The 24,864-nt window shown below is 38.4% G+C and carries 25 protein-coding genes and 1 pseudogene; 19 read left to right on the top strand and 7 right to left on the bottom strand.

Annotated elements, in window-relative coordinates:
• Positions 1–49: 49 nt before the first annotated feature.
• Both KHA87_RS14210 and KHA87_RS14205 read left to right on the top strand, forming a co-directional pair.
• Positions 50–970, top strand: coding sequence for a GNAT family N-acetyltransferase (locus KHA87_RS14210; RefSeq protein WP_213094809.1), 921 nt, complete (start codon positions 50–52; stop codon positions 968–970).
• Between the two features lie 218 nt (positions 971–1,188).
• Entirely contained in the window at positions 1,189–2,157 is a 969-nt protein-coding gene (locus tag KHA87_RS14205) for an alpha/beta fold hydrolase (RefSeq protein WP_213094808.1), read from the top strand.
• Positions 2,158–2,203: 46 nt separating this feature from the next.
• Here the strand turns inward: KHA87_RS14205 and KHA87_RS14200 are convergent, their stop codons facing one another.
• Together KHA87_RS14200 and KHA87_RS14195 are read right to left on the bottom strand one after the other, a co-directional pair.
• Complete coding sequence (locus tag KHA87_RS14200) at positions 2,204–2,647, bottom strand: GNAT family N-acetyltransferase (protein ID WP_213094807.1); 444 nt, start codon at positions 2,645–2,647, stop codon at positions 2,204–2,206.
• A 92-nt stretch (positions 2,648–2,739) separates the two neighbouring features.
• Complete coding sequence (locus tag KHA87_RS14195; RefSeq protein WP_481748362.1) at positions 2,740–4,170, bottom strand: L,D-transpeptidase family protein; 1,431 nt, start codon at positions 4,168–4,170, stop codon at positions 2,740–2,742.
• 553 nt (positions 4,171–4,723) lie between these two features.
• Between KHA87_RS14195 and KHA87_RS14190 the strand changes: the two genes are divergently transcribed.
• The 4 genes from KHA87_RS14190 to KHA87_RS14175 all read left to right on the top strand — a co-directional run bounded on the left by KHA87_RS14190 (position 4,724) and on the right by KHA87_RS14175 (position 9,587).
• Positions 4,724–5,752, top strand: coding sequence for an ATP-binding cassette domain-containing protein (locus KHA87_RS14190; RefSeq protein ID WP_249310398.1), 1,029 nt, complete (start codon positions 4,724–4,726; stop codon positions 5,750–5,752).
• Positions 5,749–6,561 (top strand): ABC transporter permease, encoded by an 813-nt coding sequence (locus KHA87_RS14185; protein ID WP_213094805.1) that lies wholly within the window; start codon positions 5,749–5,751, stop codon positions 6,559–6,561. The genes KHA87_RS14190 and KHA87_RS14185 overlap by 4 nt, the downstream gene beginning before the upstream one ends.
• A gap of 475 nt (positions 6,562–7,036) precedes the next feature.
• A complete protein-coding gene (abc-f, locus tag KHA87_RS14180) occupies positions 7,037–8,839 on the top strand; it encodes a ribosomal protection-like ABC-F family protein (protein WP_213094804.1) in 1,803 nt (600 codons plus the stop codon).
• A gap of 34 nt (positions 8,840–8,873) precedes the next feature.
• Positions 8,874–9,587: a DUF2161 domain-containing phosphodiesterase gene (locus KHA87_RS14175; protein ID WP_213094803.1), complete on the top strand. Its 714-nt coding sequence runs from the start codon at positions 8,874–8,876 to the stop codon at positions 9,585–9,587.
• Between the two features lie 136 nt (positions 9,588–9,723).
• Here KHA87_RS14175 and KHA87_RS14170 read toward each other — a convergent pair whose 3' ends face one another.
• Both KHA87_RS14170 and pdxR read right to left on the bottom strand, forming a co-directional pair.
• Positions 9,724–10,638: a D-alanine--D-alanine ligase gene (locus KHA87_RS14170; protein WP_213094802.1), complete on the bottom strand. Its 915-nt coding sequence runs from the start codon at positions 10,636–10,638 to the stop codon at positions 9,724–9,726.
• Positions 10,639–10,642: 4 nt separating this feature from the next.
• Positions 10,643–12,091 (bottom strand): MocR-like pyridoxine biosynthesis transcription factor PdxR, encoded by a 1,449-nt coding sequence (gene pdxR / locus KHA87_RS14165; RefSeq protein ID WP_213094801.1) that lies wholly within the window; start codon positions 12,089–12,091, stop codon positions 10,643–10,645.
• A gap of 203 nt (positions 12,092–12,294) precedes the next feature.
• Between pdxR and KHA87_RS14160 the strand changes: the two genes are divergently transcribed.
• From KHA87_RS14160 to KHA87_RS14145, 4 genes are read left to right on the top strand one after another with little or no spacing between them, the layout of a single operon-like run.
• Positions 12,295–12,786 carry a GntR family transcriptional regulator gene (locus KHA87_RS14160; RefSeq protein WP_349305586.1) on the top strand — a complete coding sequence of 164 codons (492 nt, stop codon included), beginning with the start codon at positions 12,295–12,297 and terminating at the stop codon, positions 12,784–12,786.
• Positions 12,783–13,679, top strand: a complete 897-nt coding sequence (locus KHA87_RS14155; RefSeq protein WP_213094800.1) for an ABC transporter ATP-binding protein — start codon at positions 12,783–12,785, stop codon at positions 13,677–13,679. Before KHA87_RS14160 ends, KHA87_RS14155 begins: the two co-directional genes overlap by 4 nt.
• A complete protein-coding gene (locus KHA87_RS14150) occupies positions 13,666–14,415 on the top strand; it encodes a hypothetical protein (protein ID WP_213094799.1) in 750 nt (249 codons plus the stop codon). Before KHA87_RS14155 ends, KHA87_RS14150 begins: the two co-directional genes overlap by 14 nt.
• Positions 14,412–15,122 (top strand): hypothetical protein, encoded by a 711-nt coding sequence (locus KHA87_RS14145; RefSeq protein WP_213094798.1) that lies wholly within the window; start codon positions 14,412–14,414, stop codon positions 15,120–15,122. The genes KHA87_RS14150 and KHA87_RS14145 overlap by 4 nt, the downstream gene beginning before the upstream one ends.
• Before the next feature lie 295 nt (positions 15,123–15,417).
• Here the strand turns inward: KHA87_RS14145 and murI are convergent, their stop codons facing one another.
• The gene (gene murI, locus KHA87_RS14140; protein WP_213095178.1) at positions 15,418–16,191 is read right to left on the bottom strand and encodes a glutamate racemase; all 774 of its coding nucleotides are present in this window, start codon (positions 16,189–16,191) and stop codon (positions 15,418–15,420) included.
• A 379-nt stretch (positions 16,192–16,570) separates the two neighbouring features.
• On the opposite strand from murI, the gene KHA87_RS14135 reads away from it, so the two are divergent.
• Positions 16,571–17,953, top strand: coding sequence for a hypothetical protein (locus KHA87_RS14135; RefSeq protein WP_213094797.1), 1,383 nt, complete (start codon positions 16,571–16,573; stop codon positions 17,951–17,953).
• Positions 17,954–18,092: 139 nt separating this feature from the next.
• Here KHA87_RS14135 and KHA87_RS14130 read toward each other — a convergent pair whose 3' ends face one another.
• Positions 18,093–19,595: an MDR family MFS transporter gene (locus tag KHA87_RS14130; RefSeq protein WP_213094796.1), complete on the bottom strand. Its 1,503-nt coding sequence runs from the start codon at positions 19,593–19,595 to the stop codon at positions 18,093–18,095.
• Between the two features lie 13 nt (positions 19,596–19,608).
• Positions 19,609–20,082 carry a MarR family transcriptional regulator gene (locus tag KHA87_RS14125; RefSeq protein WP_213094795.1) on the bottom strand — a complete coding sequence of 158 codons (474 nt, stop codon included), beginning with the start codon at positions 20,080–20,082 and terminating at the stop codon, positions 19,609–19,611.
• A gap of 179 nt (positions 20,083–20,261) precedes the next feature.
• On the opposite strand from KHA87_RS14125, the gene KHA87_RS14120 reads away from it, so the two are divergent.
• The 8 genes and pseudogenes from KHA87_RS14120 to KHA87_RS14085 all read left to right on the top strand — a co-directional run bounded on the left by KHA87_RS14120 (position 20,262) and on the right by KHA87_RS14085 (position 24,844).
• Complete coding sequence (locus KHA87_RS14120) at positions 20,262–20,738, top strand: GNAT family N-acetyltransferase (protein WP_213095177.1); 477 nt, start codon at positions 20,262–20,264, stop codon at positions 20,736–20,738.
• Positions 20,739–20,757: 19 nt separating this feature from the next.
• Positions 20,758–21,447, top strand: a pseudogene (locus tag KHA87_RS14115) (class I SAM-dependent methyltransferase); the annotation flags it as partial.
• Positions 21,433–22,047 carry a nucleotidyltransferase family protein gene (locus tag KHA87_RS14110; RefSeq protein WP_213095176.1) on the top strand — a complete coding sequence of 205 codons (615 nt, stop codon included), beginning with the start codon at positions 21,433–21,435 and terminating at the stop codon, positions 22,045–22,047. The pseudogene KHA87_RS14115 and the gene KHA87_RS14110, both read left to right, overlap by 15 nt.
• Before the next feature lie 13 nt (positions 22,048–22,060).
• The gene (locus KHA87_RS14105) at positions 22,061–22,726 is read left to right on the top strand and encodes an HAD hydrolase-like protein (protein WP_213094794.1); all 666 of its coding nucleotides are present in this window, start codon (positions 22,061–22,063) and stop codon (positions 22,724–22,726) included.
• A complete protein-coding gene (locus KHA87_RS14100) occupies positions 22,723–23,418 on the top strand; it encodes a Type 1 glutamine amidotransferase-like domain-containing protein (RefSeq protein ID WP_213094793.1) in 696 nt (231 codons plus the stop codon). Before KHA87_RS14105 ends, KHA87_RS14100 begins: the two co-directional genes overlap by 4 nt.
• Positions 23,419–23,443: 25 nt before the next feature.
• Positions 23,444–23,887, top strand: coding sequence for an NUDIX domain-containing protein (locus tag KHA87_RS14095; protein WP_249310397.1), 444 nt, complete (start codon positions 23,444–23,446; stop codon positions 23,885–23,887).
• A 59-nt stretch (positions 23,888–23,946) separates the two neighbouring features.
• Positions 23,947–24,375, top strand: a complete 429-nt coding sequence (locus tag KHA87_RS14090; RefSeq protein ID WP_213094792.1) for a VOC family protein — start codon at positions 23,947–23,949, stop codon at positions 24,373–24,375.
• A 13-nt stretch (positions 24,376–24,388) separates the two neighbouring features.
• Positions 24,389–24,844, top strand: coding sequence for a GNAT family N-acetyltransferase (locus tag KHA87_RS14085; RefSeq protein ID WP_213094791.1), 456 nt, complete (start codon positions 24,389–24,391; stop codon positions 24,842–24,844).
• Positions 24,845–24,864: the final 20 nt, after the last annotated feature.

Genomic DNA, 24,864 nt, shown 5'->3' with positions numbered 1-24,864 from the left:
ATAGTATGATAGAATTGTATATAAATTCAGAAAAAAGAGGGGTATTAGTTTGATTTCATTTGTGATTAAAAAATATGAGCCTGACTTTCATTCCGAGGTAGTCAAGCTTTATCAGGCTTTAAAGGAAAAGTACGAGGATGTTGTATATTGGTGGCCTGGAAAAGAGCCATTTACATGGAATTTTTGCGACTGTGTTTTTGTGGGTGAGCAGCTTGTCGGGAAAGGACAGGTGCAACCAATTGCTGTTATGGAAGAGGGTAGTAACCCAGATTTTCAGCATAAAATATATCTTAATATTAAAATCCATCCTGATTATGAGAAGGAAGCCGAGATTTATGAAAGCATATATAATTCATTGTATAATAAGGCATTGCAAATAAGAGAGAGCCTTCCAAAAGGATTTGACAGTTTGTTATGTGTAGGGAATTTTAAGGAAGAAGTGAAAAATAATGAATTCTTCCTTTCACAAGGATTTAAACCATTAAATAGCTTATTTGGCATGACAAGAGATTTATTGGAGGAAATCGATTCGGTTGAAAAGCCATCAGAATTTGAAGTAGACCACTGGAAAATAGATAGGGAAGAGGAGCAACTTCAATATCTAAAGGCAGAAGCAGAAATTTGGCCGGAAAATCCACTAGGTTTAGAAAGATTGCAACAGTTTAAAAGCAATCCGAATTGGACAGCCATTACTGCATTTCATAATGGAGAAATTGCGGGAAGCATTATGGCGTGGGAGGAATCAGGTGAAAAGGTCGGAGTGATTGAAGATGTTTTTGTAAAAGAAACCCATCGAAAAAAAGGGTTAGCCAGATATTTGTTAACAGAAGGATTGAAATATTTGCAAGGATTAGAGTTAAAAGAAGCTCAGCTAGAGGTAGTTACGGATAATTATAATGCTTTAAATCTATATCGTTCAGTAGGATTTAAAGAGGTATTAGAGGAAAAGCGTTTTTTTATCCAGTTGTAAAAGGAAAGCCAGCCAGGTAGCTGGCTTTTTTCTTAGGTATATACTGGGTTGGGTTTCATTCCCTTGGAAAAATAGTAATTACCGTTTTACAATAGTAGTAGAGATTAATGGTGACTTAATTATGTTGCTTTTAAGATACTTACAGGGAGTTTTATAACAATATACAAAGAGCAACGTTCCATATAAAAACAGCGTTAAAATAGAAAGGTAGCGGACCTATGTTTAGAGGAAAAGCACATCCGATAACAAATGAACATGGCATCTCAGAGCTATTTCAGCTTCCTCTAGGTGGGGTAAAGCAATGGGTTTATATTAGGGGGCAGGATGCATCAAAGCCTATTCTATTAATGGTGCACGGTGGACCAGGTGCTAGCCAAATTGGTTTTATCCGTCATTTCCAGCCTATTTTGGAACAGCATTTTGTAGTCGTAAATTGGGATCAAAGAGGATCCGGAATGTCCTACACTAGATCAATTCCAAATGGTTCTATGACGGTACAGCATTTTGTAGACGATATTATAATGCTGACAAAATATCTTTGTGATCGATTTAAACATGAAAAAATCTATATGGCTGCTCACTCCTGGGGATCGATTATTGGGTTAATGGCTGTTCACCAAAGACCGGCCCTTTTTTATAAATACTTTGGAATTGCGCAAATGGCAAATTATGCAGAGAATGAAAGGATATCCTATTATCGACTGCTGGAAAAGGCTAGGAGGAAAAAGCACATGAAGGCAGTGGAGAAGCTTACTGGAATAGGAAAGCCTCCATGGAACGAGTGGAAACATGAGCGGGTTTTGAGTAAATATCTAAATTTGCTTGGCGGGGGTATGTCCCGCGACGGTAAGCTTTTAAAAGCACTTATAAAGCATGTTATCCAAAGTCCGGAATATAAATTAGGGGACTATTTTCGATATCTTATGGGTTTGATTTTTAGCAAAAAGGCTCTTAGGCAGGAGTTGAGCAAGATTGATTTAATATCAACCGTTCAAAAAGTGGATATCCCTATTTATTTTCTAATGGGAAGACATGATTTAACTGTTCCGCCAGAGCCGGTGAAGGAATTATTTGATTCCATAGAGGCAAAAGAAAAGCAATGGATTTGGTTTGAAGAATCCGCCCACTCTCCGTTATTTGAAGAAACGGAGAAGTTCTCCAGAATGCTTAAGGAGAATAAAGAGTAGTTCCTATGAATAACAAAAGCTGACTTATTTTAGTCAGCTTTTGTTATTAAAACGTGAACCGAGAAACTTGTTCGTCACCAATTATTAGCCCTTCTATCTCTTGGAAACCTACTTTTTCGTAAACTCGTTTTGCATGTTCATTAGATGGTTCATAAGAAAGAGTAATCGTTTGGTGGCGCTCCTCCTTCATTTTTCGAATATCGTCAATTACTAGCTGAATTGCTTCCTTTCCGTACCCTTTCCCCTGATGTTTTTGATCGATCATCATGCGATAAATCCAGTACTCATGATCGTCTTCGTCAATTCCATACAGCGCAAAACCAATCATTTCTTCACCAAGGTAAATTCCTTTTGCATGGAAATTTTCAAGGAAATTTAATTGAGCAAGTGATACCGCATTTGAAGCTACAAAATTCAATTGATCTTCCCTTACCCGTAATGAAATGGCCTTTCGCCAATTATCTTTTGTAATTGTTTCTAAATGTAACATCTTTTAATTCCCCCTTTCGCTAATTATACACAATATTCAATAAGTGGAGCTTATTTTCATCCTTCTTGGAGGAAGCAAGAGAGCTGTCATACTTAATATATAACGACTGGATCGTAAGTATTGAGATTTTCATAAACGCTTTTCATAATACTAGGAGGCGTGTTGACACAACCGCCAGAACCATTTGATAGATAGGCATTACTTGCCCAGTTTGACCGCCAGCTGGCATCGTGGAATCCTTGCCCACTGTTTGTAAATGGCGCCCAGTAATTGACCTTAATGGAATAATCAGCTTTTCCTACTGCACTGCCCTTAAGTGTGTAGGGAGAACGTTTGTAAAGGATATACCAAACTCCCGGTGACGTATCTTCACCGGTGCTATGTTTTCCAGTCACTACATGCGTCGTAACTACTAATTTTCCTTTTTTATAAATCCAAATACGCTGTTCCGCAATGGATACTTCCGCATACGTGTCTCCAATCCCGTTATTCGTTGTAGTTTCATACCCGATGCCTTCATTTGTCCAGCCATGTCCGTATATATTGGAGGCTGTAATCGACCTTTCTCCTTTTTCAAAGGCTTTCAGAACTCTCGCCGTTTCTTTCTCAACATCTATTGCCCAGCCATAGCCTTGCCCTTTTACGGAAATGACCTTACCTGAATGGGTCTTAAATGTAAAATTTTTATTTAAGGTTGATTGTGAATGATTAATTTCTTCTATTTTGCTCTTAATGTCACTTCCGGTGATTTTAATTTCCATATCTTTTGAAATAGAGGCATTCTTAATTAATTCATTAGCTTTTAACGTATACACTTTGTCCTGTAACTTATAATCAACAGTTCTTGCCAGGAAACCCTGATACTTGTTCTTTTCTTTTTTTACTGTCGGACTGTCCGCTTCGATTGGCTGTATGAATAGGGGCTGCAGATGAATATCATTCGCATATTTCTGCTTCTTATACTCTTGTAAAATAGCGGCAATATTATATTGTTCACCGTTAATGCTATTGGAGACGACAATTTTCCCATCTTCCAATTTCACCTCTGCATCTACGGGTGCTTTTAAACTCTTGTTCATAGATTGGAGCTTTTCTTCTAGTTGTTTTTTCATGATTTGGTTTCTGAATTCATCGGTCTTTTTAGGTATCAACCAATAACTTTTCTCCTTTGAAAAAGGTAAAAAAGGCCACTGATCTTTCAATAATTTCTTAACCTCAGGAATATCCTGCTCCGAAAAAACCATTTGTGTATCTTTTTCGTCTAAAATGAGTTGTTCACCTACAAAAACTTTGTTTGTTAATTTGGTGGAACCTAATTTTTTTATTGTTTCATCAACTGTTAGCCCACCGACTTGCACGTCATTAATCGTTGTCTTCGAATGGAACCGGGTTGCTTGATAATAACTAATGCCGGCATAAATTAGTAGAATGATAATGATCATTCCAACTACAGCAAAAATCAGTTTAAATCGCCTGCCCCGATTTTTATTCACTTCTACAAATGATTCATTTAATGCACTCATAAACATTCCCTCCGCTATTTGGTAACCCTCTAATCAACTTTCTTCCCCTTTATACATATGGGTTTTTATCCCGAATAATTATGACTTTTTTACTTTAATGTTAAAACTATTACTATCATGTTACAGGAAATTAGCTGTGGAATTTGTCACATTTTGAATAGGAGTGAATGAAAAAAAAGTAAAAATTTGACGCATCTCCTTCCGAAAGCTGTTTTTATATCATAAGAAGGCTTCTCTAAAGAAATCATCCACCACAGTTGGTTGTAAGCAACATTAGTTTTTTCTATTGTAAAAACCCTTTTTTATGGCATCGAATTTATTTATTAGCAGCTACCATCTAAACAAAGTCATATTATTCAAAATATAGAAGTATTCAATGTTCATATTCAGTTCATAAAAATGCTTTAATATCACTTTATGGAGAAAAACAATCCAACACTGAATATCCAAGAGGATTTAAAAATCCGTCCTAAGGAGGAAGGGAATCCCTACAATAGTTCGTGTTAGGATTAGCAAAATCAAATTATAGTAGAACGAAGAAGGAGGAGTGACAATGATTAACGGTATTAAAATGGTTTCAGCCCTTAAGGATAGTGAATTAGCTGTAGAAGCACATGGGCTTGTTAAAACCTTTGGAGACAATCGTGCCGTGGATGGAGTCGATCTGGAGGTGAAGGCCGGTACCATATATGGGGTGCTTGGACCAAACGGGGCAGGTAAGACTACTACTATTAGAATGCTAGCCACTTTATTGCGTGCGGATGCAGGAACAGCGAAGATATTCGGATACGATGTCGTGAAGGAGTCACAGATTGTTCGCCAATTAATTGGGGTGACAGGGCAATATGCGTCTGTAGATGAGTCACTTAGTGCAACGGAAAATCTAATTATTTTTTCTAGATTGTTAGGTTTGAGCCGTGCAGATGCACGTCGTAAGTCAGAGGAATTACTGGAGGAATTTAGTTTGACGGAAGCGGCGAAACGTCCATTAAAAAACTTTTCCGGGGGAATGAGAAGACGGCTTGATTTAGCTGCGAGTCTCATTGCACAGCCACCGCTTATATTTCTAGATGAACCTACTACAGGGCTAGATCCGCGAACACGGAATCAAATGTGGGATACCATCCGGAGATTAGTGAAAACGGGATCCACTGTACTTTTAACTACACAGTACCTCCAAGAAGCAGATGAGCTTGCGGATCGGATTGCGGTGATTGATCGCGGGCATGTTGTTGCGGAGGGCACGGTGAATGAGCTAAAGGCTTCCGTAGGTACTTCATCCTTACAATTGAGCATTAAAGACTCTGAGGATATTGCGTTTGCCCGTCAAATTGTGGAAAGGGTGCTGGAGGTTCAGTCGGCGGTTTCACCAGAAGGCGGAAAAATTACTGCCCCTATGACAAATGCTGATCGTGTAACGGATCTGCTAATCGCCCTTCGGGAAACAGGAATTCCATTAGCAGAGCTGAGTGTTCAAAAGCCGACACTAGATGAGGTTTTTCTCACCATCACAGGCAATGGAGTGAAGGGGGACGTCAAAGAAGCGTCAAAAGATAATGAAAAAGAGGAGGTAAGAATATGAGAACTGCTATTAATCAAGCTGTTGAACATCAGCTCCGCAATAAAACTAGCTTCCGTCAGTCGGTTCGCAATTCCTTAACGATGGCATACCGTGGGTTGCTGAAAATTAGGCGTACACCTGAACAATTGTTTGATGTTACGATTCAGCCAATTATTTTCACTTTAATGTTTACTTATATTTTTGGAGGGGCTATCTCTGGCAACGTGCATAACTATTTACCGGTTATTATTCCCGGCATCCTTGTCCAGACTGTCATCACAACTTCCATTGTCACAGGCGTTCAACTGCGGGAGGACATGGATAAAGGGGTATTTGACCGCTTTAAATCATTGCCTATTGCAAGAATTGCCCCGTTAGCTGGAGCACTTTTAGCAGATACAATTCGTTATACAATCGCAACTGTGCTGACTTTTACAATGGGATATATTATGGGCTATCGACCTGATGGCGGCTTGGGAGCAGTTGCAGTAGCGGGTCTTTTAGTAATTGTGTGTTCTTGGGCGATAAGCTGGATCTTTGCCTTCTTCGGAGTGATTGCACGTACTGCTTCGAGTGTGCAAGGCATTTCCATGCTCGTGCTTTTCCCGTTAACATTTCTTTCAAATGCGTTCGTGCCGGCAGAGACGATGCCGCATGTGCTTCAATGGTTTGTGAAAATTAATCCGATCTCCCATCTTGTTACAGCTGTCAGAGAGCTTGCTAACTCTGGTACCATCGGTTGGGACCTTACTGCTTCTCTAATTGGAGCCGCTGCAATTGTGCTGATTTTTGCACCGATTACTGTAAAAGCATATATGCGTAGGACTTAGACTTTGATAAAATTACAACCAGAATCTTATAGAGCTGGTCAATTTGAATAAAACTTGGTTCATGGAACGCGGAAATGTCTCAAAATGTAGTTTAATGGATCCCGAAAATGTCTAATAAACCAGTTCAAAAACGGAACCGGAACTCTGAAATTTCAGTTTTTATAACAGAGGTGGTATTGTCATCACCAAAAAACATGCTATAATAAAAGTAATTTTTTTAAGGAGGCATCAAAAATAGACGATATGGATATCTCTAACCTTTTACGCTAATAAATTTTATAGCAAAAAGGTACTCTGCCTGTGCATGGCTGAGTGATGGGATAAGTATGTCTATTTTTATATGTCATGAATTGGGTCATTTTAAATGCGTTTATAGATTTCTGCGTATTTAATTTGTCGTATTTGAATCCATCTATCTAGCACAGGCAGCCGTCTGTGCTTTTTTGTTTATTTTTTTACGGATGGAGGAATCAGTATGCGCATATTAAAAACAGAAAATCTTGGTGTTGAAATAAATGCAGCTTCTATATTTCATGGTGTGAATCTGGAAATTCAAAAAGGAGAGCATGTTGCTTTAATTGGGGATAATGGTGTTGGAAAAACTACCTTGTTAAAAGTATTGAGCGGTAAGACAGCACATTCTAGTGGAAAATTGGACTTTGCCATTGGCCGCGATGAAATCGGCTGGATGATGGATGAACAGGTGGATGAAAGTCTTCCGACGATGGAATATATCTGCATGGGAAATGAAGCTTGTTACCATTTGAAAAATAAATTAGAAAAAATGCAAGAGATTTGGAATCAGCACAGTGAGGATAACGCTTTTATCGAAGAATACAATGCTGCACTGCAGCAATATATGGATTGTGATGGATATGAATGGGAAGCGCGACTCGAGCGAATCTCAAAAGAGCTTGGAATAGAGCAGGGATGGTGGAATATTCCTTTTTCCGATTTGAGTGGTGGTCAAAAAACACGTGTAAGATTAGCAAGATTGCTTGTGAAGGAGCCACAGATGCTGGTTCTTGATGAACCGACGAACCATATGGATATTGAATCAGTGGAGTGGCTAGTTGGCTGGCTACAGCAATATAAGGGGACTGTTTTGTTCACGTCCCATGAACGTGATTTTATTGACCGGGTGGCAACTGCAACATTTGCGCTTACAGACACTGGGGCAAAGCGGTATCATGGTGGCTATTCAACCTATAAGGAGATGGTAGAACAAGAACGAAACGCGGCGGAGGCTTTATATAAAAAATATAATCAGGAAAGAAAAAAGCTGTTGGATGTTATCCAAACATACAAACAATGGTACCAAAAGGCTTCGAACTCTGCCAGTGAGCGAAATCCGTTTGCCAAAAAACAGGCGGGTAGACATGCCAAACAGGTAAAAGTAAAGGAAAAGGCATTGGAAAGATTGGAAAGCAAGAAAATCGAAAGACCAAAGGATAACAAAGGAATCGAAGCCTTTTTTGATGCGGAAGCATTTGAAGCAAAACATATGATTCAAATGAAAAATGTGTCCTTTTCCCATCAACAGGATGTTCCTTTCTTCCACCATCTCCACCTGCAAATCAATCGGGGAGATCGAATGGCTGTAATTGGGAGAAACGGTTCTGGAAAAACAACTCTATTGAAGCTTTTAACTGGCCATCTTTTACCGACAGATGGAGAAGTGAAGCTTAATCCTCAGCTGAAAGTCGGCTATTTAATGCAAGAGCTGGATCAATTAAATATGGAAAATTCGATTCTGGATGAGCTGCTAGTGCTCGAGCATTTAACACAGGAGGAAGCAAGAACAATATTGGCATGCTTCCTATTTAGGAGAGAGGATGTTTTTAAAAAGATCAAAGACCTCAGCATGGGAGAAAAATGTCGTGTTGCATTTGTAAAGCTGTATTTTTCTGATGCAAATCTGCTAGTGCTCGATGAGCCGACAAACTATTTGGATATAAGTACAAGAGAGCAGATAGAGGAAGCTTTATCCGTGTATCCCGGTTCAGTTGTAATGGTGTCGCATGATCCTTATCTCCTGAGGAAGGTAGCAAATCGGGTCGTAGAAATACAGTCTGGCCACGTTTCAGAGTACAAAGGTAGTTATAAAGATTGGGAAGAAAGTAAAAGACTCACTCCAGAAAGACAAAAACTCGAAAATGAAATATCATTGTTAGAGATGGAACTGGTAGAATTATATAGTCAGGAAGAGGAGAATTTGGAGGAAATTCGTGAAATCAAGGCGAAACTTCAAGTCTTAAAGAAAAGTTTTGGAAAATAATAGTGCTTAGGTTGCGAACGGGGAAAGGATTGTCATGGGAACAGAAAAAATTTATGAAGCAGACTTATATGAACCAATCAGGAAGCTGTTTGTTCAGGAAGGGTATGAGGTGAACGGAGAGGTAAAGGACTGCGATATAACAGCGGTGAAGGATGAGGAGCTAATCATTGTGGAAATGAAGAGGAATTTGACAGTGGAGCTTCTGATTCAAGCAGCGAAAAGACAACGATTAACGGACCAGGTCTATATCGCCATCCCTAAGCCGAAGTATAAGATGTATTCTAAAAAATGGCATGATATGTGTCATTTATTAAAAAGGCTGGAGTTGGGCTTAATCGTGGTTTCATTTTTAAAAAGCGGTGCAAAAGCAGATATCATGTTGTCCCCCGCTCCTTTTGACCGAAAAAGAAGTATGCAGCTGAATAAGAAAAAGAGAACGAACCTACTGAAGGAAATCAGCGGCAGGAGCGCGGATTATAATGTTGGCGGCAGCAATCAAACAAAAATCATGACCGCTTATAAAGAAAATTGCATTCAGATAGCTTGCTATTTGGATAGGGAAGGACCTACGTCTCCGAAAAACCTACGTAAACTGGGAACGGGTGATAAAACCTTATCCATCCTAACCCAAAACTACTATGGCTGGTTCGAAAAAGTAAGCAGAGGAATTTACATCATAACCGAAAAAGGTAAACAAGAATTAAAAGATTACCCGCAGCTGGTGGAATACTATTTGAATAAAGAGTAATGTAGTGATGAAGTGGTGGACACTGATATTTCCAACCACTTACCATGGATTCGCACCCATTATTCGCAGAAATTCAAAAAAAGAAGTCTTCCGCTTCAAAACGAAGCGAAGACTTCTTTTTTCATCCTTCACATGATTAAAATCCTTCCATTTTCCTTACCTGTAAAGATGTGTCAAGAATCATGTCTAAAAGCTCGCTGTATGAGATTCCGGCAGCTTGCGCACTTTTTGGCAGCAAACTGTTTTTAGTCATCCCCGGCAAGGTATTGACTTCCATAACATAAGGGATTCCGTCCTTGACCATCATGTCTATCCTAGCGTAAACACTGCATTTTAATGCTTTATAGCTGGCAATTGCAGCCGCACCGACACGTTCTTGTAAATCAGCAGGAAGCTCAATAACCTCTTCCCTTGTTGCAGCATCATCATATTTCGCTTTATAGTCAAAAAACTCAGCAGTATGGCTAATTGAAATGACAGGGAGAAGCTTTCCATCAAAAACGGCACAAGTAATTTCTTCGCCTTTTACATATTTCTCAATAAGAACCTCTGAATCCCATTCGAATACCTCTGCAATCGACAATAATAAAGATTCCTTATCATGAACGATTTTTACTCCTACACTGGAACCGCCAGAATTCGGCTTTACAACGACTGGATATCCCATTTTCTCTATTTCATCCAACGGAAGCTCTTCCTTATTAGAAAAGTGAACCCAATCCGGAGTTTGAACTCCTTCATATCGGATAATTTTTTTAGAAATATTTTTATCCATACAAATACTGCTTGATAGCATTCCGCTACCGGTATAAGGGACGCCAAGTGTTTCAAGAGTACCCTGAATGGTACCGTCCTCCCCGTATTTTCCATGCAGAGCCAATAGGGCAATATCAAGACCCTTTGCCTTTTCCACAAGCTCTTCTTTATCATTTAATTCAATAGGAACAATTTCATATTTATCTTTATCTAAATGGGCAATCATTTCTTTCCCAGTCATGAGAGAGACTTGCTTTTCAGAGGACACGCCTCCCATAATAACGCCAACTTTCATTTTCCTAACCTCCAAATTCGTTTTTCAATGTCTCCCCGATTATTTTGATTCCCCGGACAATTTCGTCCTCCTTTAATCGGGAAAAACCGAGTCTTAACGTATTGCCTCCGCCACCGTTCGTGTAAAAAACATCTCCAGGGGAGAAAACAACTCCTTTTTCATAGCATTTTTTTAAAAGTGTTCGTGAATGAATGTTGTATTCTAATTCTATAAAAAGATGAAGGCCGCCGTCTCCTGTCATTTTCTTATAAGGAATATATTGATGACAGGCTGCAAGGGCTAGTTCATATTTTTTCTTATAAACCGTTTTGGCTTTTTTTAAGTATTTTTCAAAATGGCCATCATGCAAATATTGATAGAGCACAGCCTGATCCAGTGTAGAGGTATGAATGGTACGTGCTCTTTTCATGCTTTCCAAGGCGTTGATTAATTCCTTATTTGCCAAAATCCATCCGACGCGTAATCCGGGAAAAAGTATCTTCGAGAAGCTGCTGATATAGATGACATTGTTACCGGCTCCGGCAAAAGCCGCAAAAGGTGCTAAATGGGAGCCTGAATATCGCAATTCTTCATTAAATCCGTCCTCCACAATGGGCACCTGATAAGTTGAAAAAAGCTTCATGATTTCTACTCTCTTTTCAGAGGAGGTGACGATCCCGGTTGGATTATGGTAGGACGGAATTAAATACGCAAAATCAAAATCGTGCTCGGATAGACTATTTTCCAACTGGCGAATATCAAGTCCGTCATCCTGTAAGTCAATTCCATGGATATCAAAGCCATGTAATCGAAAGAGCTTCAGAGCGGAATGATGCGTAGGATTTTCGCAAAGAATACGCCCGGATTTGTGTGCCAGGGATGATAGTAGAATATCCAGACCCTCCGTGAATCCATTTGTAATTAGAATATCCTTATTGGTTATATCGACGCCCTTGATTTCCATGTAGTGGAGAAGGTAATCGATGAGGGGCTTGTAGCCTTTGGCATACCCGTAGTTAAGGACCACATCTCCTTCAATAGACATGCGAGTGAGAAAAGCCCTTTTGAAATTTTCGACATCGAACAGCTTTTCATCCGGGGCAATGCTGTTGAAGGCAATCATCCCTTTCTCCCAGCGGACACCGTGCTTCATCAAATCTAACTCATCCGCGAGCAACGTCACTTCATTAACTTTCTCTTTCCAGTTTAAGTGAATGGAGGGAGTTTTCGGGGTCTCAACTGTTCCGACGAAATTACCCTTTCCCTTTATAGCGTAGATCAGACCTTCTTGTTCCAAATCTGCATAAGCAGTAAGAACTGTATTGCGACTGACCGATAATAATGTACTAAGTTCTCTGGTGGATGGAAGCTTCTGATGCTCCAACAGATGTCCGTTTATAATCATTTTTTTTAAATAATCCCTTAGCTGAATATAAACCGGCCGATCATCCGCGAGCTTAAAATCATTAAACAATGCCTTCATCCCCTTGTTATCATTTTTACATAACCGCACCCATTCTAAAAGGTCCACCCCACGCGTATTTTTCTGGGTGACTGGCACCATACACCATTTATAGTGGAGTCACCAACACAAAATGATGGATACACAAATGGACCTTTTAGTTATTGTTTTTATTGTACTAGCATTATGGAAAAGTGAAAAGTGGAGGGGATGGTGTGAACTCATTGCTTATTTCCTTTAAAGGAAATTATTGCATTTACTGGAATAGTATTATATACTACATTACAACACTAATGTACTATGTCACAGAGGAGTGGAGTTCGATTTTAAATACAGATGGTACGAAGCCAATATATATACAGATTGCGGAATGGCTGGAAGCGGAGATATTGAGCGGGAAATTTGGAACGGATGAAAAGGTGTTATCACAATATCAGCTGGCGGAAATGTTCAATATTAATCCGGCAACGGCTGCAAAGGGAATCAATATATTAGCAGATGAAAATATTTTGTACAAAAAGCGTGGGCTTGGAATGTTTGTAGCTAGTACTGCAAAGGAAGCCATCAGGATTAAAAGAAAGAATGAAACACTGAAGCGACTTGTAATGGAAATAGTCGTAGAAAGCACCCGCTTGCAAATAAGTGAAGAAGAACTATTAGAGCTCATACAGCAAACATACAGGGATATGGGGGGAATAGTGGAATGAATATAATAGAAAGTGTGAACATATCAAAAAATTATGGCAGGGTAAAAGCATTAGATAACATATCATTTACCATCGAGGAAAATAAAATTACCGGTTTGATTGGGCGTAATGGTGCTGGAAAATCTACCATTCTTAAAATTATAGCCGGCTTTATCAAAGAAACATCCGGAAATATTAACGTTTTTGGAGAAAATCCATTCAACAGCATCCTTGTATCTGCAAACATGATTTTCATAGATGACCAAATGACGTTGCCTGCATCTCTAAACCTTTCTGAAACGCTGGAGGCAGCCTCTAAATTTTATAAAAACTGGGATCATCAACTTGCCACGAAACTATTTGATTATTTTTCCTTTGATGGTACCCGGCACCATTATCAGCTTTCAAAGGGGATGAGAAGCACTTTTAACATGATTTTGGGAGTAGCTTCAAGATGTCCATTATCCATTTTTGATGAGCCTACAACCGGGATGGATGCCGCGGTGAGAAAGGACTTTTACCGTGTGCTGCTGAAGGACTATCTTGCATTTCCGCGCACCATCATTCTATCAAGCCATTATTTAGAAGAAATAGAGGATTTGCTGGAGGACATTTTCATTATCAATAATGGACGGAACCTGCTTCATACCTCCATTACCGATTTTAAAGAAATGGCAATAGAATTAAAAGGAAAGACCCAAGCCATTGAAAAATTTACGCAGAGCAAAGAAATATATCATAGCAGAACGATAGATTCAGATACCTCATATGTAGTTGTTAACAACGATTTTGCACCATTCTTAATTGAAAAAATGCAGCTGGAAGGGATAGATATTTCTGTGGTAGCTCCAACGGACTTATTTGTCTATCTAACGAATGATACTAAAGGGGGCGTGGACCATGTTTTTAACTGAAATGAATTTAAGGGAGCTTATTTTAAAACAATATACATTTAAGCTTCATGCGTATATACGAGTATTCAGCTCGCTGATAGCCACACAGCTTATTGCCATTTTAGTATCATTGGCAGGAGTTGGGTCATCCGGTACGAGCATGGATGGAATGCAATTGAACATTACGTATTACTCGGCGGATATGATCATTATTTTAACAATAGTATGGGCATTCTTCTCTTCCATCTTAATTACGACAAAAGCATATCGATTTGATGATTTTACATTTATCTCTACGAGATTAAGCAGTAATGTAGCGAATGTCCTTTTTCTAACGACAATGAGCACCATCGGAGGTGCTACAGCCATGTTTGCCGGGAATTTATTGAAAGCAATTATCTTTGTTGCAAATGGTACCCGTTTTATAGAAAACGGCAGTATATTGGATGCGCCACAAAATCTGCTAATTGGAATAGTAGTATCTATTTTGTACATTATGTTTTTTAGTGCTTTGGGCTATCTGTTCGGCATATTGATTCAGTTATATAAGCCGCTGGTCATATTAATCCCGGTTGCATTGATTGGTTTTTCTATTATTCAAGCGATCCATGGCAAAGGAGAGGCTATGGATACCCTATTTAAAGGTTTCTTTATGGAGTCCTCTATTTGGGTATTTGTTGTAAAAGCATTACTTTCTTCTATATTGTTATTTGCATGTGCAGGAGCAATTTCTAATAGAATGGAGGTAAGGAATTGATAATAGCAGCAGCATTTTTGCCAATTATTATTGTTATTTTATTCATACTGGGTATAACTGTATTTTTTATGAGGAAAAGAGGGAAATCTTTTAACAGCAACAAAGTAAAATGGACGTTTATCGGATACGTTGTCATCCTAGTGATTTCTGTGGTTTTCAATGAAATCTTTCTTGTGGATAAAACTAATGGTAAATCCTTATCCCCTAGAGAGATGGATATGATGTCACAAAGGCTGTTTACGAATGCCATTCATGGGAATCTTACAAAAAGTGAAAATAAATTCATCGCAAAAAAATGGGAATTTCCATATAGCGATAATAAATTACATTTGAAAGTAGCAAGGGAGGCAAATCAAGGAGGCTTAATAGTAATAGATAGAAAACTGGAAAATGACGGTAAAGTAGAAGCGGTTTTCTATCAAACGCCTGTTGGGGTTGGCACAGAAGAGATAACCTCGAAATTGAAGCCTGTTCAATTGGATTTGGCAGGAAATACTCTCACACTAATCGAGCCAAATTCGCTTAAATTCTCTTTCTCCAAATCCAAGAATGAATTTACCATTACACAGTTTAATGGAGAGAAATGGGCAGATCAATCTCCCCAAAGCTATCTGGGGCAACGCCTCTTATATATAAAAATACCGCATGATGTAAATATTGTAGATGAGTCTAATTTAAATATTCAATATGTTGGTTTGACTGATTAAGAAGCTTCGTTTTTATCGTAATGGGTTCGGTTCAGAGGTGCCAAAATAAATAACACGAATCGGGATCCTCATTCACGATGAATGGACTCCTTATATTTGTTGATATATAGCTATTTTCTACTGTTTAAACAGGTGGATTATCAGTAAAATATGTGCGAATACACAAGGCGGAAAACGGTAATTTGTGATGCGGTTTTCGAAGCCAAAAAGGGATAAATAAACAATAGAGCATGGGGTTTCTCAACGCTCTATTGTTTTACATTACTTTAAATTTACACACCTGTTGTTAAAGAACTTACCTGTCTAACATTGCCAACAACTTATAATAATTTGCTAATGTTTCACTATCTTCAACTTTATGACCAGATTTAAAAAATATAATATCTCCTTTTCCATTGTTCGTTTGATTACTTTCTTCGAGAATTCTTTTTAAATTTTTTGCAGTTCCAATACTTCCAGAAATAATGTCCACCTCTTCAGGAAATACTTCCTTTATACTATCCTCGAAATATGGGAAATGTGTACATCCAAGAACTATCGTTCCGTATTGTTTTAAATCAAACGAAGAAAGTTTTTCTCTTAGATATGGTACAACTATCTCTTTTTTAAATTCAAAGTTCTCAGCAAATTCTACAAGACCAGGGAGAGCCAAACTTTCAACAAGATCATGATGGTCTATGCTTTTTACGAGGTTATGAAACTTTTCCTCTTTAAGAGTTAAATTAGTTGCCAACACTAATACCTTTTTTCGTTTTCCCTCACAACTTTGAACAGCAGGTTTTACCGCTGGTTCAATACCCAAAATAGGAAAATTATATTTTTGGCGAAGGACATCCACTGCAATGCTGGTTGCAGTATTACAAGCAATAACTAATGCTTTGATTCCTTGATTAGCCATAAAGTCCACTGCACTAAGTATATACTCCCTTACTTCTTCTTTTGGTTTTTCACCATATGGAACGTGTAAGGTATCCGCATAAAATATATAATCTTCATTCGGTAAAAACCTCAATGCTTGATGAAGTACGGTCATTCCACCTATTCCAGAATCAAAAAAACCTATTTTCATTACTTTCACTCTTTCCCAAAATTAATACGTCATGAAACACTTATTTATATTACCACATTTTTTTATTTCCTCCTTATTACCTTTTAAGCAAACATAGAAGATCACAGTAAGCTTTTTACTGTGTGTTTCTGATGTGGATTTACTTACATATTGATTGCTAAATAAGGTGTGAATTAGTATGTGTATTGGTGTTTTGTCCCCCGCGACCTGCCCGTTAGTTTTATCAGAGCTTCTTTTTTTCTGTTGCTTATAGTTGTCGAAATTTTTAAAAATATATAGTAAAATGGTAATGAGACTTTAGACATGATGCTGATAAGGAACTTTTTAAAAGGATTTATATCTTACAAAATAGTTTTTGAATAAATAGGGGGTGAATCGATTGAATGCATGGCAGCAAAAGCAAAAGAAGAATCGGAAGACGACCAAGCAGCAGCAGGAAGAACGGAAAATGCAGCTATTAGAAAATATAAAAAAGCGTCCCTCTAAATCTACTATTAATGTTAAGGAAAAAGAAAGTCCATCCATGGACAAATACAAAAAGCTATATAAAAAGGCAAAGTCCGATTTCTTAAAAGCAATTCAAAGCTTAGACTTATTAAAAAAGAGAGAAAAACAGAAGGACAAGAAAATACATACATTGTCAGCGGAAAATAAAAGGCTCCGAAAAAACTTGTATAAGACTAAAAAAACGATGGAAGAGTGGAAGACGGAGTTTGGAAATTGGACAGAAGAGAAAAAGGTATTACAGGAAACTTTGTTGAATCAACGACAGATACTTACCGAAGTAGATGAAAATTATACTAGCCTTAAGAAGCTTTACCACAACACAGTGGAGGAATTAAAGAAATATCGAGAAATAAATAAGGCACTTCATAATAAAATAAAGCGTGATCAGACAAGCACCATCACTATTCTGCGCAATAAAATCCAACAGTTGGAGGAGGAAAGAGCCACAAGCCTTCGGACAGCTGCTAAGAAAACCCATATAATTCAAGATCTCCAGAAGCAAATTGAAAAATATAAAGAACTGGATTCTGAATTTCTATTACAGACTTTATATGAAAACCTTTCTTTAGAGAATCTTTATCAATATCATCTATCTGAAAAACTGACCCGAAAATATAAATCCATGTTGAAGACTCATTTTTACCGGAAAAAGCACGAGCTGGATTACAGTAAAGTCACTGTTAATCTATTTGGTTATATTAAGAAATCGGACAATGACGAATATGTATTTGTTGATTTGGATTTGAATGAATATAAAATTAGCTATCATCCTGGCCACACATTATATGAGAATACTCCGGCGGCAGCTTTCCAAAATAGTGAGGGAGTCGTCGACATCTATTGGTATTATTCCTCGGAAAAGCTAATGCTGGAAGACTCTAAGGAAGAAGCTGGGGCATTGGCAAAGAATAAACGCACCGGGAAGACAAAGGAAAAGAAGACCTTTGAATACATTGGTGATTTCAGTGTCTTAATCGTTACCTCATTAAATGGCGTTCGTTATAAAAATCGTCTCCACAAGCATGGCATTAACGCTAGCTGGATAGACCCATATGAAAAATCTCCGCTCCATGTGAAAAATATGATGGAGGTAAGTGATATCGTGATTCTATGTGTACAAAATATGCCGCATAGCGTTTTAGATTTCATTAATCGGGAAAAAGAAAAATATCATTTCATCGTTGATCATAACGAAGAAAAAATTGTAGACAAAGTCAAAGCGGCAGCCACACGATTAAAATTAATATCTATGTAGTTTGTAGGGAGTGCCAGGCACCTTTTTTAATTGCATTGTGCTTGAGAATCAATACATGTGTCGCAGAAAAACTTCACTCCACCGTAACTAAAAATGAAGAAAGACAAAACCAAAAGCGTTTTGTCTTTTTTCATGAAACTTATTTATTCCCTTTTGCAGGGATCATTAATCTTTCTTTTCCCATTAAAATAATCGCAATAAATCCTAATCCAATTGGAATCAACGCCCATGCAAAGGTAGTAGAAACGGAATGAGCCATCGCACCAGTAATCTTATGCAGAATTTCCGGCGGAATTTTGGCGCGCGCATCTGCTGAGAGCAAGGCACGAGAATCCATCTTACCAGCAAATCCCTTCATTTGACCAAATGCATCCTTTAATTGGCTGTTTAAAAGATTATTTTGTATGGATCCTAAGATCGTAACACCAAGGGTCATACCCAAAGTTCTGAAAAAGTTATTCGTAGATGTTGCGATTCCGCGTCTTTGCGGTTCAATATTATGCTGTGTTGCCATACCTAATAAGGAAAAATTAAATCCCATTCCAAGACCGGTAATAATCATGAAAATGGTAAGCAGGTATCGCGGAGTATCTGTATCAATGGTGCTAAGAAGCAGCATCCCGGCAAAAAAGAAAATAACAGAAACAATCATAATTCCACGATAGCTAAAGCGTCTAACCGATTGACCGCCAAGTTGGCTTCCTATAACGGATCCAATCATCATTGGAATCAAAATAACCCCGGAGTTCGTAGCCGTACCACCGTAAACGGATTGAACAAATAATGGAATCAATACCGTTGTGATGATAAATGCTGCTCCATAGAAAAAGGCAACTCCTTGTGTTGCAGCAAATAATTGACTTTTAAATAGGCTAAAAGAAATAATTGGTTCTGCCACTATTCTTTCCACAAAAATAAAAATCACAAATAGTACAGCGAAAATAGCAAAAAGTGAAATAATCAGAGTAGAACTCCAAGCATACTGCTTACCGCCTAGCTCAAGTGCAAACATTAAGCTGACTACAGCTCCAATAAGTGTTATTGCACCAAGCCAATCGATTTTAAGCTTCTTAAGCTGTAGATTTTCTTTATAGAACGGAATAATGAAAAATAACGAAATTACCCCTAGAGGTAAGTTGATATAAAAGATCCAGCGCCAACCAATATGATCTGTAATAAATGCTCCTAATAATGGACCTACAACACTGGATAAACCAAACACTGCACCGAATAACCCAGTCATTTTTCCACGCTTTTCTGGCGGGAAAATATCGAAAATAATCGTAAATGCAATTGGCATTAAAGAGCCCCCGCCAATTCCTTGAATGGCACGGTAAATACTTAACTGAATAATGCTTTGTGCTGTTCCGCAAAGGGCTGATCCAATAAGGAAAATGATCAGACCAAAAATGAAAAATCGTTTGCGGCCATACATATCGGATAATTTCCCGAAAATCGGCATACTTGCCATCGTTGCAACAAGATAAGCAGAGGTAACCCAGATAAACTGATCTAGACCTCCGAGTTGACCAACTATGGTTGGCATAGAAGCGGCAACAATCGTATTATCCATAGCTCCCATTAATATTCCTAAAAGCAGGCCCGTGACTACAAAGCCAACTTTACTTTCATTTGATACCATAAAAATCCCCCTTTTAATCTTTCTTTGATACTTTCATTAATTCTTTAGGGTAAAGAGCATTAAGCTCCACTAACATATCTAGTAATAAATGCAATTCTTCATCATTATATTTCTTAAATAATTCGGAAAGAGATTCGTTTAACGGTTTAAACAAATTCCGGATTTCAGGAGCACGATGTGTAAGGGGCTGAATGATTACTCGTCTGCGATCTTCAGGATCGTGAACTCGTTCCACCAGCTCTTCCTTTTCTAAGCGATCGATCACTCCAGTAATTGCTCCAGTCGTTAAATTTGTTAATTTGGCCAGTTTCCCTGCGGTAATTGGCCCCGTGTAATTCAACAAGTCACGACACTTTAAATCGGTGGCATTTAATCGTAGCTTTCCGGCAATAGCTTCCATAATAAATAGATTTAAGGTGCTGAACTTTCTCAATTCCTGATTAAGTGAAGGCACCAATTCATATGTATGCTCTTTTTCATCTGTCATGGAATCACGTCCCTCAAGGAGATAGAATTGACTTAGTCACTAATTATCTTAGTTGCTAAGACAATTATGGAGATGGCATGGGTAAATGTCAATTATTTTTTCATGTGGACATATAGGAGGAGATTCTTTCTTTTTACAGAATCTTTTAGTAATAGATTTAGTAAATAGCGGGGGACTCAATATTGATTAGAAACATTCAATCGTCTGACTATAAAAAAATTATTTCTGTGGTAGATATGTGGTGGGGTGGCAGGCGTATGTCTGACATGCTACCTAAATTATTTTTTGTGCATTTTCAGCAAACCAGTTTTGTTGTAGTAGAAGATGGAGATATTGTTGGATTTCTAGTAGGCTTCCAGTCACAAACTTATTCTAAGGAAGCCTATATTCATTTCGTTGGGGTTCATCCCGAATATAGAAAGGCTGGTGTGGCAAGGGAGCTTTATGAGAGATTTTTTGAAATAGGGAAGCAGTTGGGCTGTGATACGGTTCGTTGTGTTACCTCCCCAGTCAATAAAACTTCCATTGCTTATCATACGAGAATGGGCTTTGTTATGGAGGAAGGGGATGCTTTGCAGGACGGGGTCCCAGTTCATACGGATTATGATGGTCGCGGAGGAAGCAGAGTGCTGTTTGTGAAAAAACTAGAGAGCTAGGATGAAAGAAGGATGAAGGATGAGTGTAAAGGATACCTATAATCAATTGGCGTCAGATTATGAAAATAGAGTGGATAAGGAGGCTTATTACAATACTTTATATGAAAGGCCAGCGATGATGAAAGAGCTTCCTCTAGACTTAACGGGAAAATCGGTATTAGATGCTGGCTGCGCAGCTGGGTGGTATACGGAACAATTACTTCAACGTGGTGCAATAGTTACTGCGATAGATTTAAGTCCTGAGATGGTCGCGGCAACAAAGCGAAGAATTGGGGAAAAGGCGGAAGTTTATTGTCTAGACCTTTCTGAGAAGCTCCCTTTTAAGGATCATTCGTTTGATATCATTGTAAGCTCGCTCGTTCTTCATTATGTAGAGGATTGGGAATCAGTTTTTCATGAATTTCAAAGAGTTTTGAAACCTCAAGGGGTTTTCTTATATTCGGTTCACCATCCATTCATGGATATTGGTATGTCGCAAAGCAAAGATTATTTTGCAACGGAGCTGATTATTGATAAATGGAAGAGGCAGGGGAGATATATTGAAGTTCCGTTCTATCGGCGTCCCCTCCATAGCATATTAGAAGAAACATTGCGCTTTTTTACAATTGAGAAATTGATAGAGCCTCAACCAATACGATCTTTAGAAAAGAAGGAGCCTGAATCGTACGAAAAACTAATGAAAAATCCTCATTTCATGTTAATCAAGGCAAGGTGCCAGACACCCTTAGTGCAGGAAACCATTGGAACGGAAGAGGATATTCTCCAACTGGTGAGGGAGGATGATTGGATGATGGAGATTTTGCGAACGGCTAAGAAGCTGAATCTCCCGGATTGGTGGGTCTGTGCTGGCTTTGTGCGATCGAAAATATGGGATACACTTCATGGTTTTGACGTAAGAACACCGATACCTGATATTGATGTTATCTATTTCGATGAGACAAACACAGACGAAGCAGAGGAAAAGAGATTGGAAGAAAAATTGAAAAGTTTGCACCCAACACTTCCATGGTCGGTGAAAAATGAAGCAAGAATGCATGTCAAAAATAACATTCCTCCTTATACCTCATCTATTGATGCAATATCAAAATTCCCTGAAACTGCTACGGCTTTGGGAGTGAAATTAGATGAGCAAGACAATCTTATTTTGACGGCACCTTGTGGAATCAAGGACGTTCTTCATATGGAAGTGAGACCAACTCCATATTTTAAGGAAACAACGGAGAGGGCAGCGATATACGAAGAGAGAATCGTAAATAAGAACTGGAAATCTATTTGGGAAAAAATCAACATAACACATATTACACAATAAAAGAGGTTTTACTATGACTTATTCAATAATTTTTGATATGGATGGAACATTATTTCAGACGGATAAAATACTAGAAATAAGTCTGGAAGAGACATTTGCAGACTTAAGAAAAAAAGGCTTGTGGGAAAAAGAAACGCCTATCAAAAAATACCGTGATATTATGGGAGTCCCATTGTCGGTCGTTTGGGAGACGTTATTGCCGGATCATTCAATGGAAGTTCGTTCTAAAGCTAATGAATTTTTTCACGACCAATTAATTTATACTATACAAAATGGTGTTGGAGATTTATATCCCCATGTCGAGGAGCTATTTACATATTTAAAAAATAGAAACATCCCGATCTACATTGCCAGCAATGGTTTGCCAAACTATTTGGAGGCAATTATGAAGCACTATAGCCTGGACAACTGGGTGAAGGAGGTTTTTAGTATCCAGCAAATAGAATCAAGGGATAAAACGGATCTTGTTCATCTCGTCATGAAAAAATATAAGATTCAAAGAGGTGCCGTCGTGGGTGATCGTCTATCGGATATAAAAGCAGCAAAAGCAAATGGTTTGCATGCGATTGGCTGCCGTTTTGATTTTGCTAAGGAAGACGAACTTTCCTTTGCAGATACGGTCATAGATGATCTTATGGAAATAAGAGGTATTATTGAAAAAGAGGGAATACTTATATGAGACAAATCATCGGGCTTGGTGGTGGCGGGTTCTCGATGGAACCGGAAAATCCACTCTTGGATTTGTATATTTTGAAGCAATCTAGTAAGCGTACACCAGCTATTTGCTTTTTGCCAACTGCAAGCGGGGATGCGGACAATTATATTACTAGGTTTTATGAAGCCTTTCAGCAGCATAATTGCAATCCATCTCATCTTTCTTTGTTTAAGCCGCCAACAAGGGATCTGGAGGATTATATTTTAACAAAGGATATCATCTATGTCGGTGGTGGTAATACTAAGAATTTATTAATACTGTGGAAGGAATGGGGATTGGATCATATTTTGAAAAAAGCATGGGATCAAGGAATTGTGCTGGCGGGAATTAGTGCGGGTTCTATCTGCTGGTTTGAGGATGGAGTGACGGATTCCTTTGGTGATGAGCTGGAGCCTATTAAGGCGCTTGGATTCTTAAAAGGAAGCAATTGTCCACATTACGATGCCGAACTGGATAGAAGGCCTGCATATCATAAAATGATCATAACAAACCAAATCAAGCCAGGACTTGCAGCGGACGATGGAGTGGCAATTCATTTTATAGAACAAGAAATGGTAAATGTGGTCAGTTCCAGACAGAATGCGAAGGCCTACCAGGTGACCATGGAAGAAAATCTGGTGGAGAAGGAATTGCCGACGGAGTTTTTAGGTACTTAATTGTATTTTGTAGGGTGGTTAGGAAATGTTGGAAGTACTGACGTTTGGAGAGAAAATAGAAGCAATGGAATATGAGCCAAGAAAAGGCTGTTACGGAGTTATTTTTTATGAAAATAAGTCAAAGGTAGGCATTGTGAATATTAAGGGACGCTATTTTCTTCCTGGTGGAGGAATAGAAGGGAAGGAAAGTGATAACGATTGTCTGAAAAGAGAAGTGTTGGAAGAGTTGGGTTTTGATGTGAGGATTGGGGATTTCATTGGAGAAGCCCAGCAATATTACTATTCCCAGTATTATAAGGGGTATTATCGGAACATCGGACATTTCTATGCTTGTCAGCTAGGAGAAAAGGTAATGGAGCCAATTGAAGAGGACCATGTATATGAAATGGTTGATATAGAAATAGCAATGGAAAAGCTCGTTCATGAGCATCAAAGCTGGGCGGTTTGGCGAGCGTTGGGGAAAGATTGAAATAAAATAGTTGTACATTCTTATAATATTTGAAAATAAACTTTTGAGGAGGATGGTTAATGATTCCACAACGAGTCAGCTTAATAACAATTGGAGCCATTAATTTGCCGATCTTGCGGTCTTTTTATAAGAACCTAGGCTGGGAAGAAACTAGTGTTAGTTCAGATGAATACGCTGTATTTAAAACTACAGGAGTTCTTCTTTCCCTATTCCCCATCAAAGAGCTAGCGAAAGATGCAGGTATTGATATTTCAACTACACAAGCATATTCACGTGTTACGTTAGCTATTAATGTGGATAAGCCAGAACAGGTAGATGAAGTGATAGAACATATTAGCAAGCTTGACGGGAAGATTCTACGGGAACCGAGTGATGCTTTTTGGGGTGGCAGAACAGCCTATTTTGCCGATCCAGAGAATAATCTTTGGGAGGTTGCCTGGAATCCAACTGCAGTCTTTGATGAACGCGGAGCAATGATTGATTTTTAAGGGGGAAAAGAACGTGGGGGAAGAAGTATTGATTAGACAAGCAACTCGCCAAGACATTAATGAACTTTACGAATTAATGTTGGAATATATTGTGGACTTTTATAAGCAGTCAAAGCCGGATGAAGCAGAATTAAAAGGCTTAATAGAGCATCTAATCGACCAACCTGCCAGCGGTCTGCAGTTTGTGGCGGAACTCGATGGTGTTTTAGTAGGTTTTGCAACTTTGTATTTTACTTTTAGTACGTTACGAGTAAAAAGGGCAGCTGTCCTGAATGATTTATTTGTAAAAACAGAAATTAGAGGAAAACAAGTGGGAGAAAAGCTGTTTCAAACTTGCTTGCAATACATACGTGACAATGGCTTCTGCTCTATGACCTGGGAAACGGCAAAGGATAATTTAGTTGCCCAGTCTCTCTATAATAAGATGGGTGGGGAAATATCACCGTGGGTATTTTATGAAATAAGTTAAGTCTCATTTCTTAAACTTTG

The sequence above is a fragment of the Bacillus sp. FJAT-49736 genome, from assembly GCF_018343615.1.
Taxonomy (GTDB): domain Bacteria; phylum Bacillota; class Bacilli; order Bacillales; family Bacillaceae_C; genus Margalitia.
This window is presented reverse-complemented; position numbering and strand designations above follow the sequence as displayed.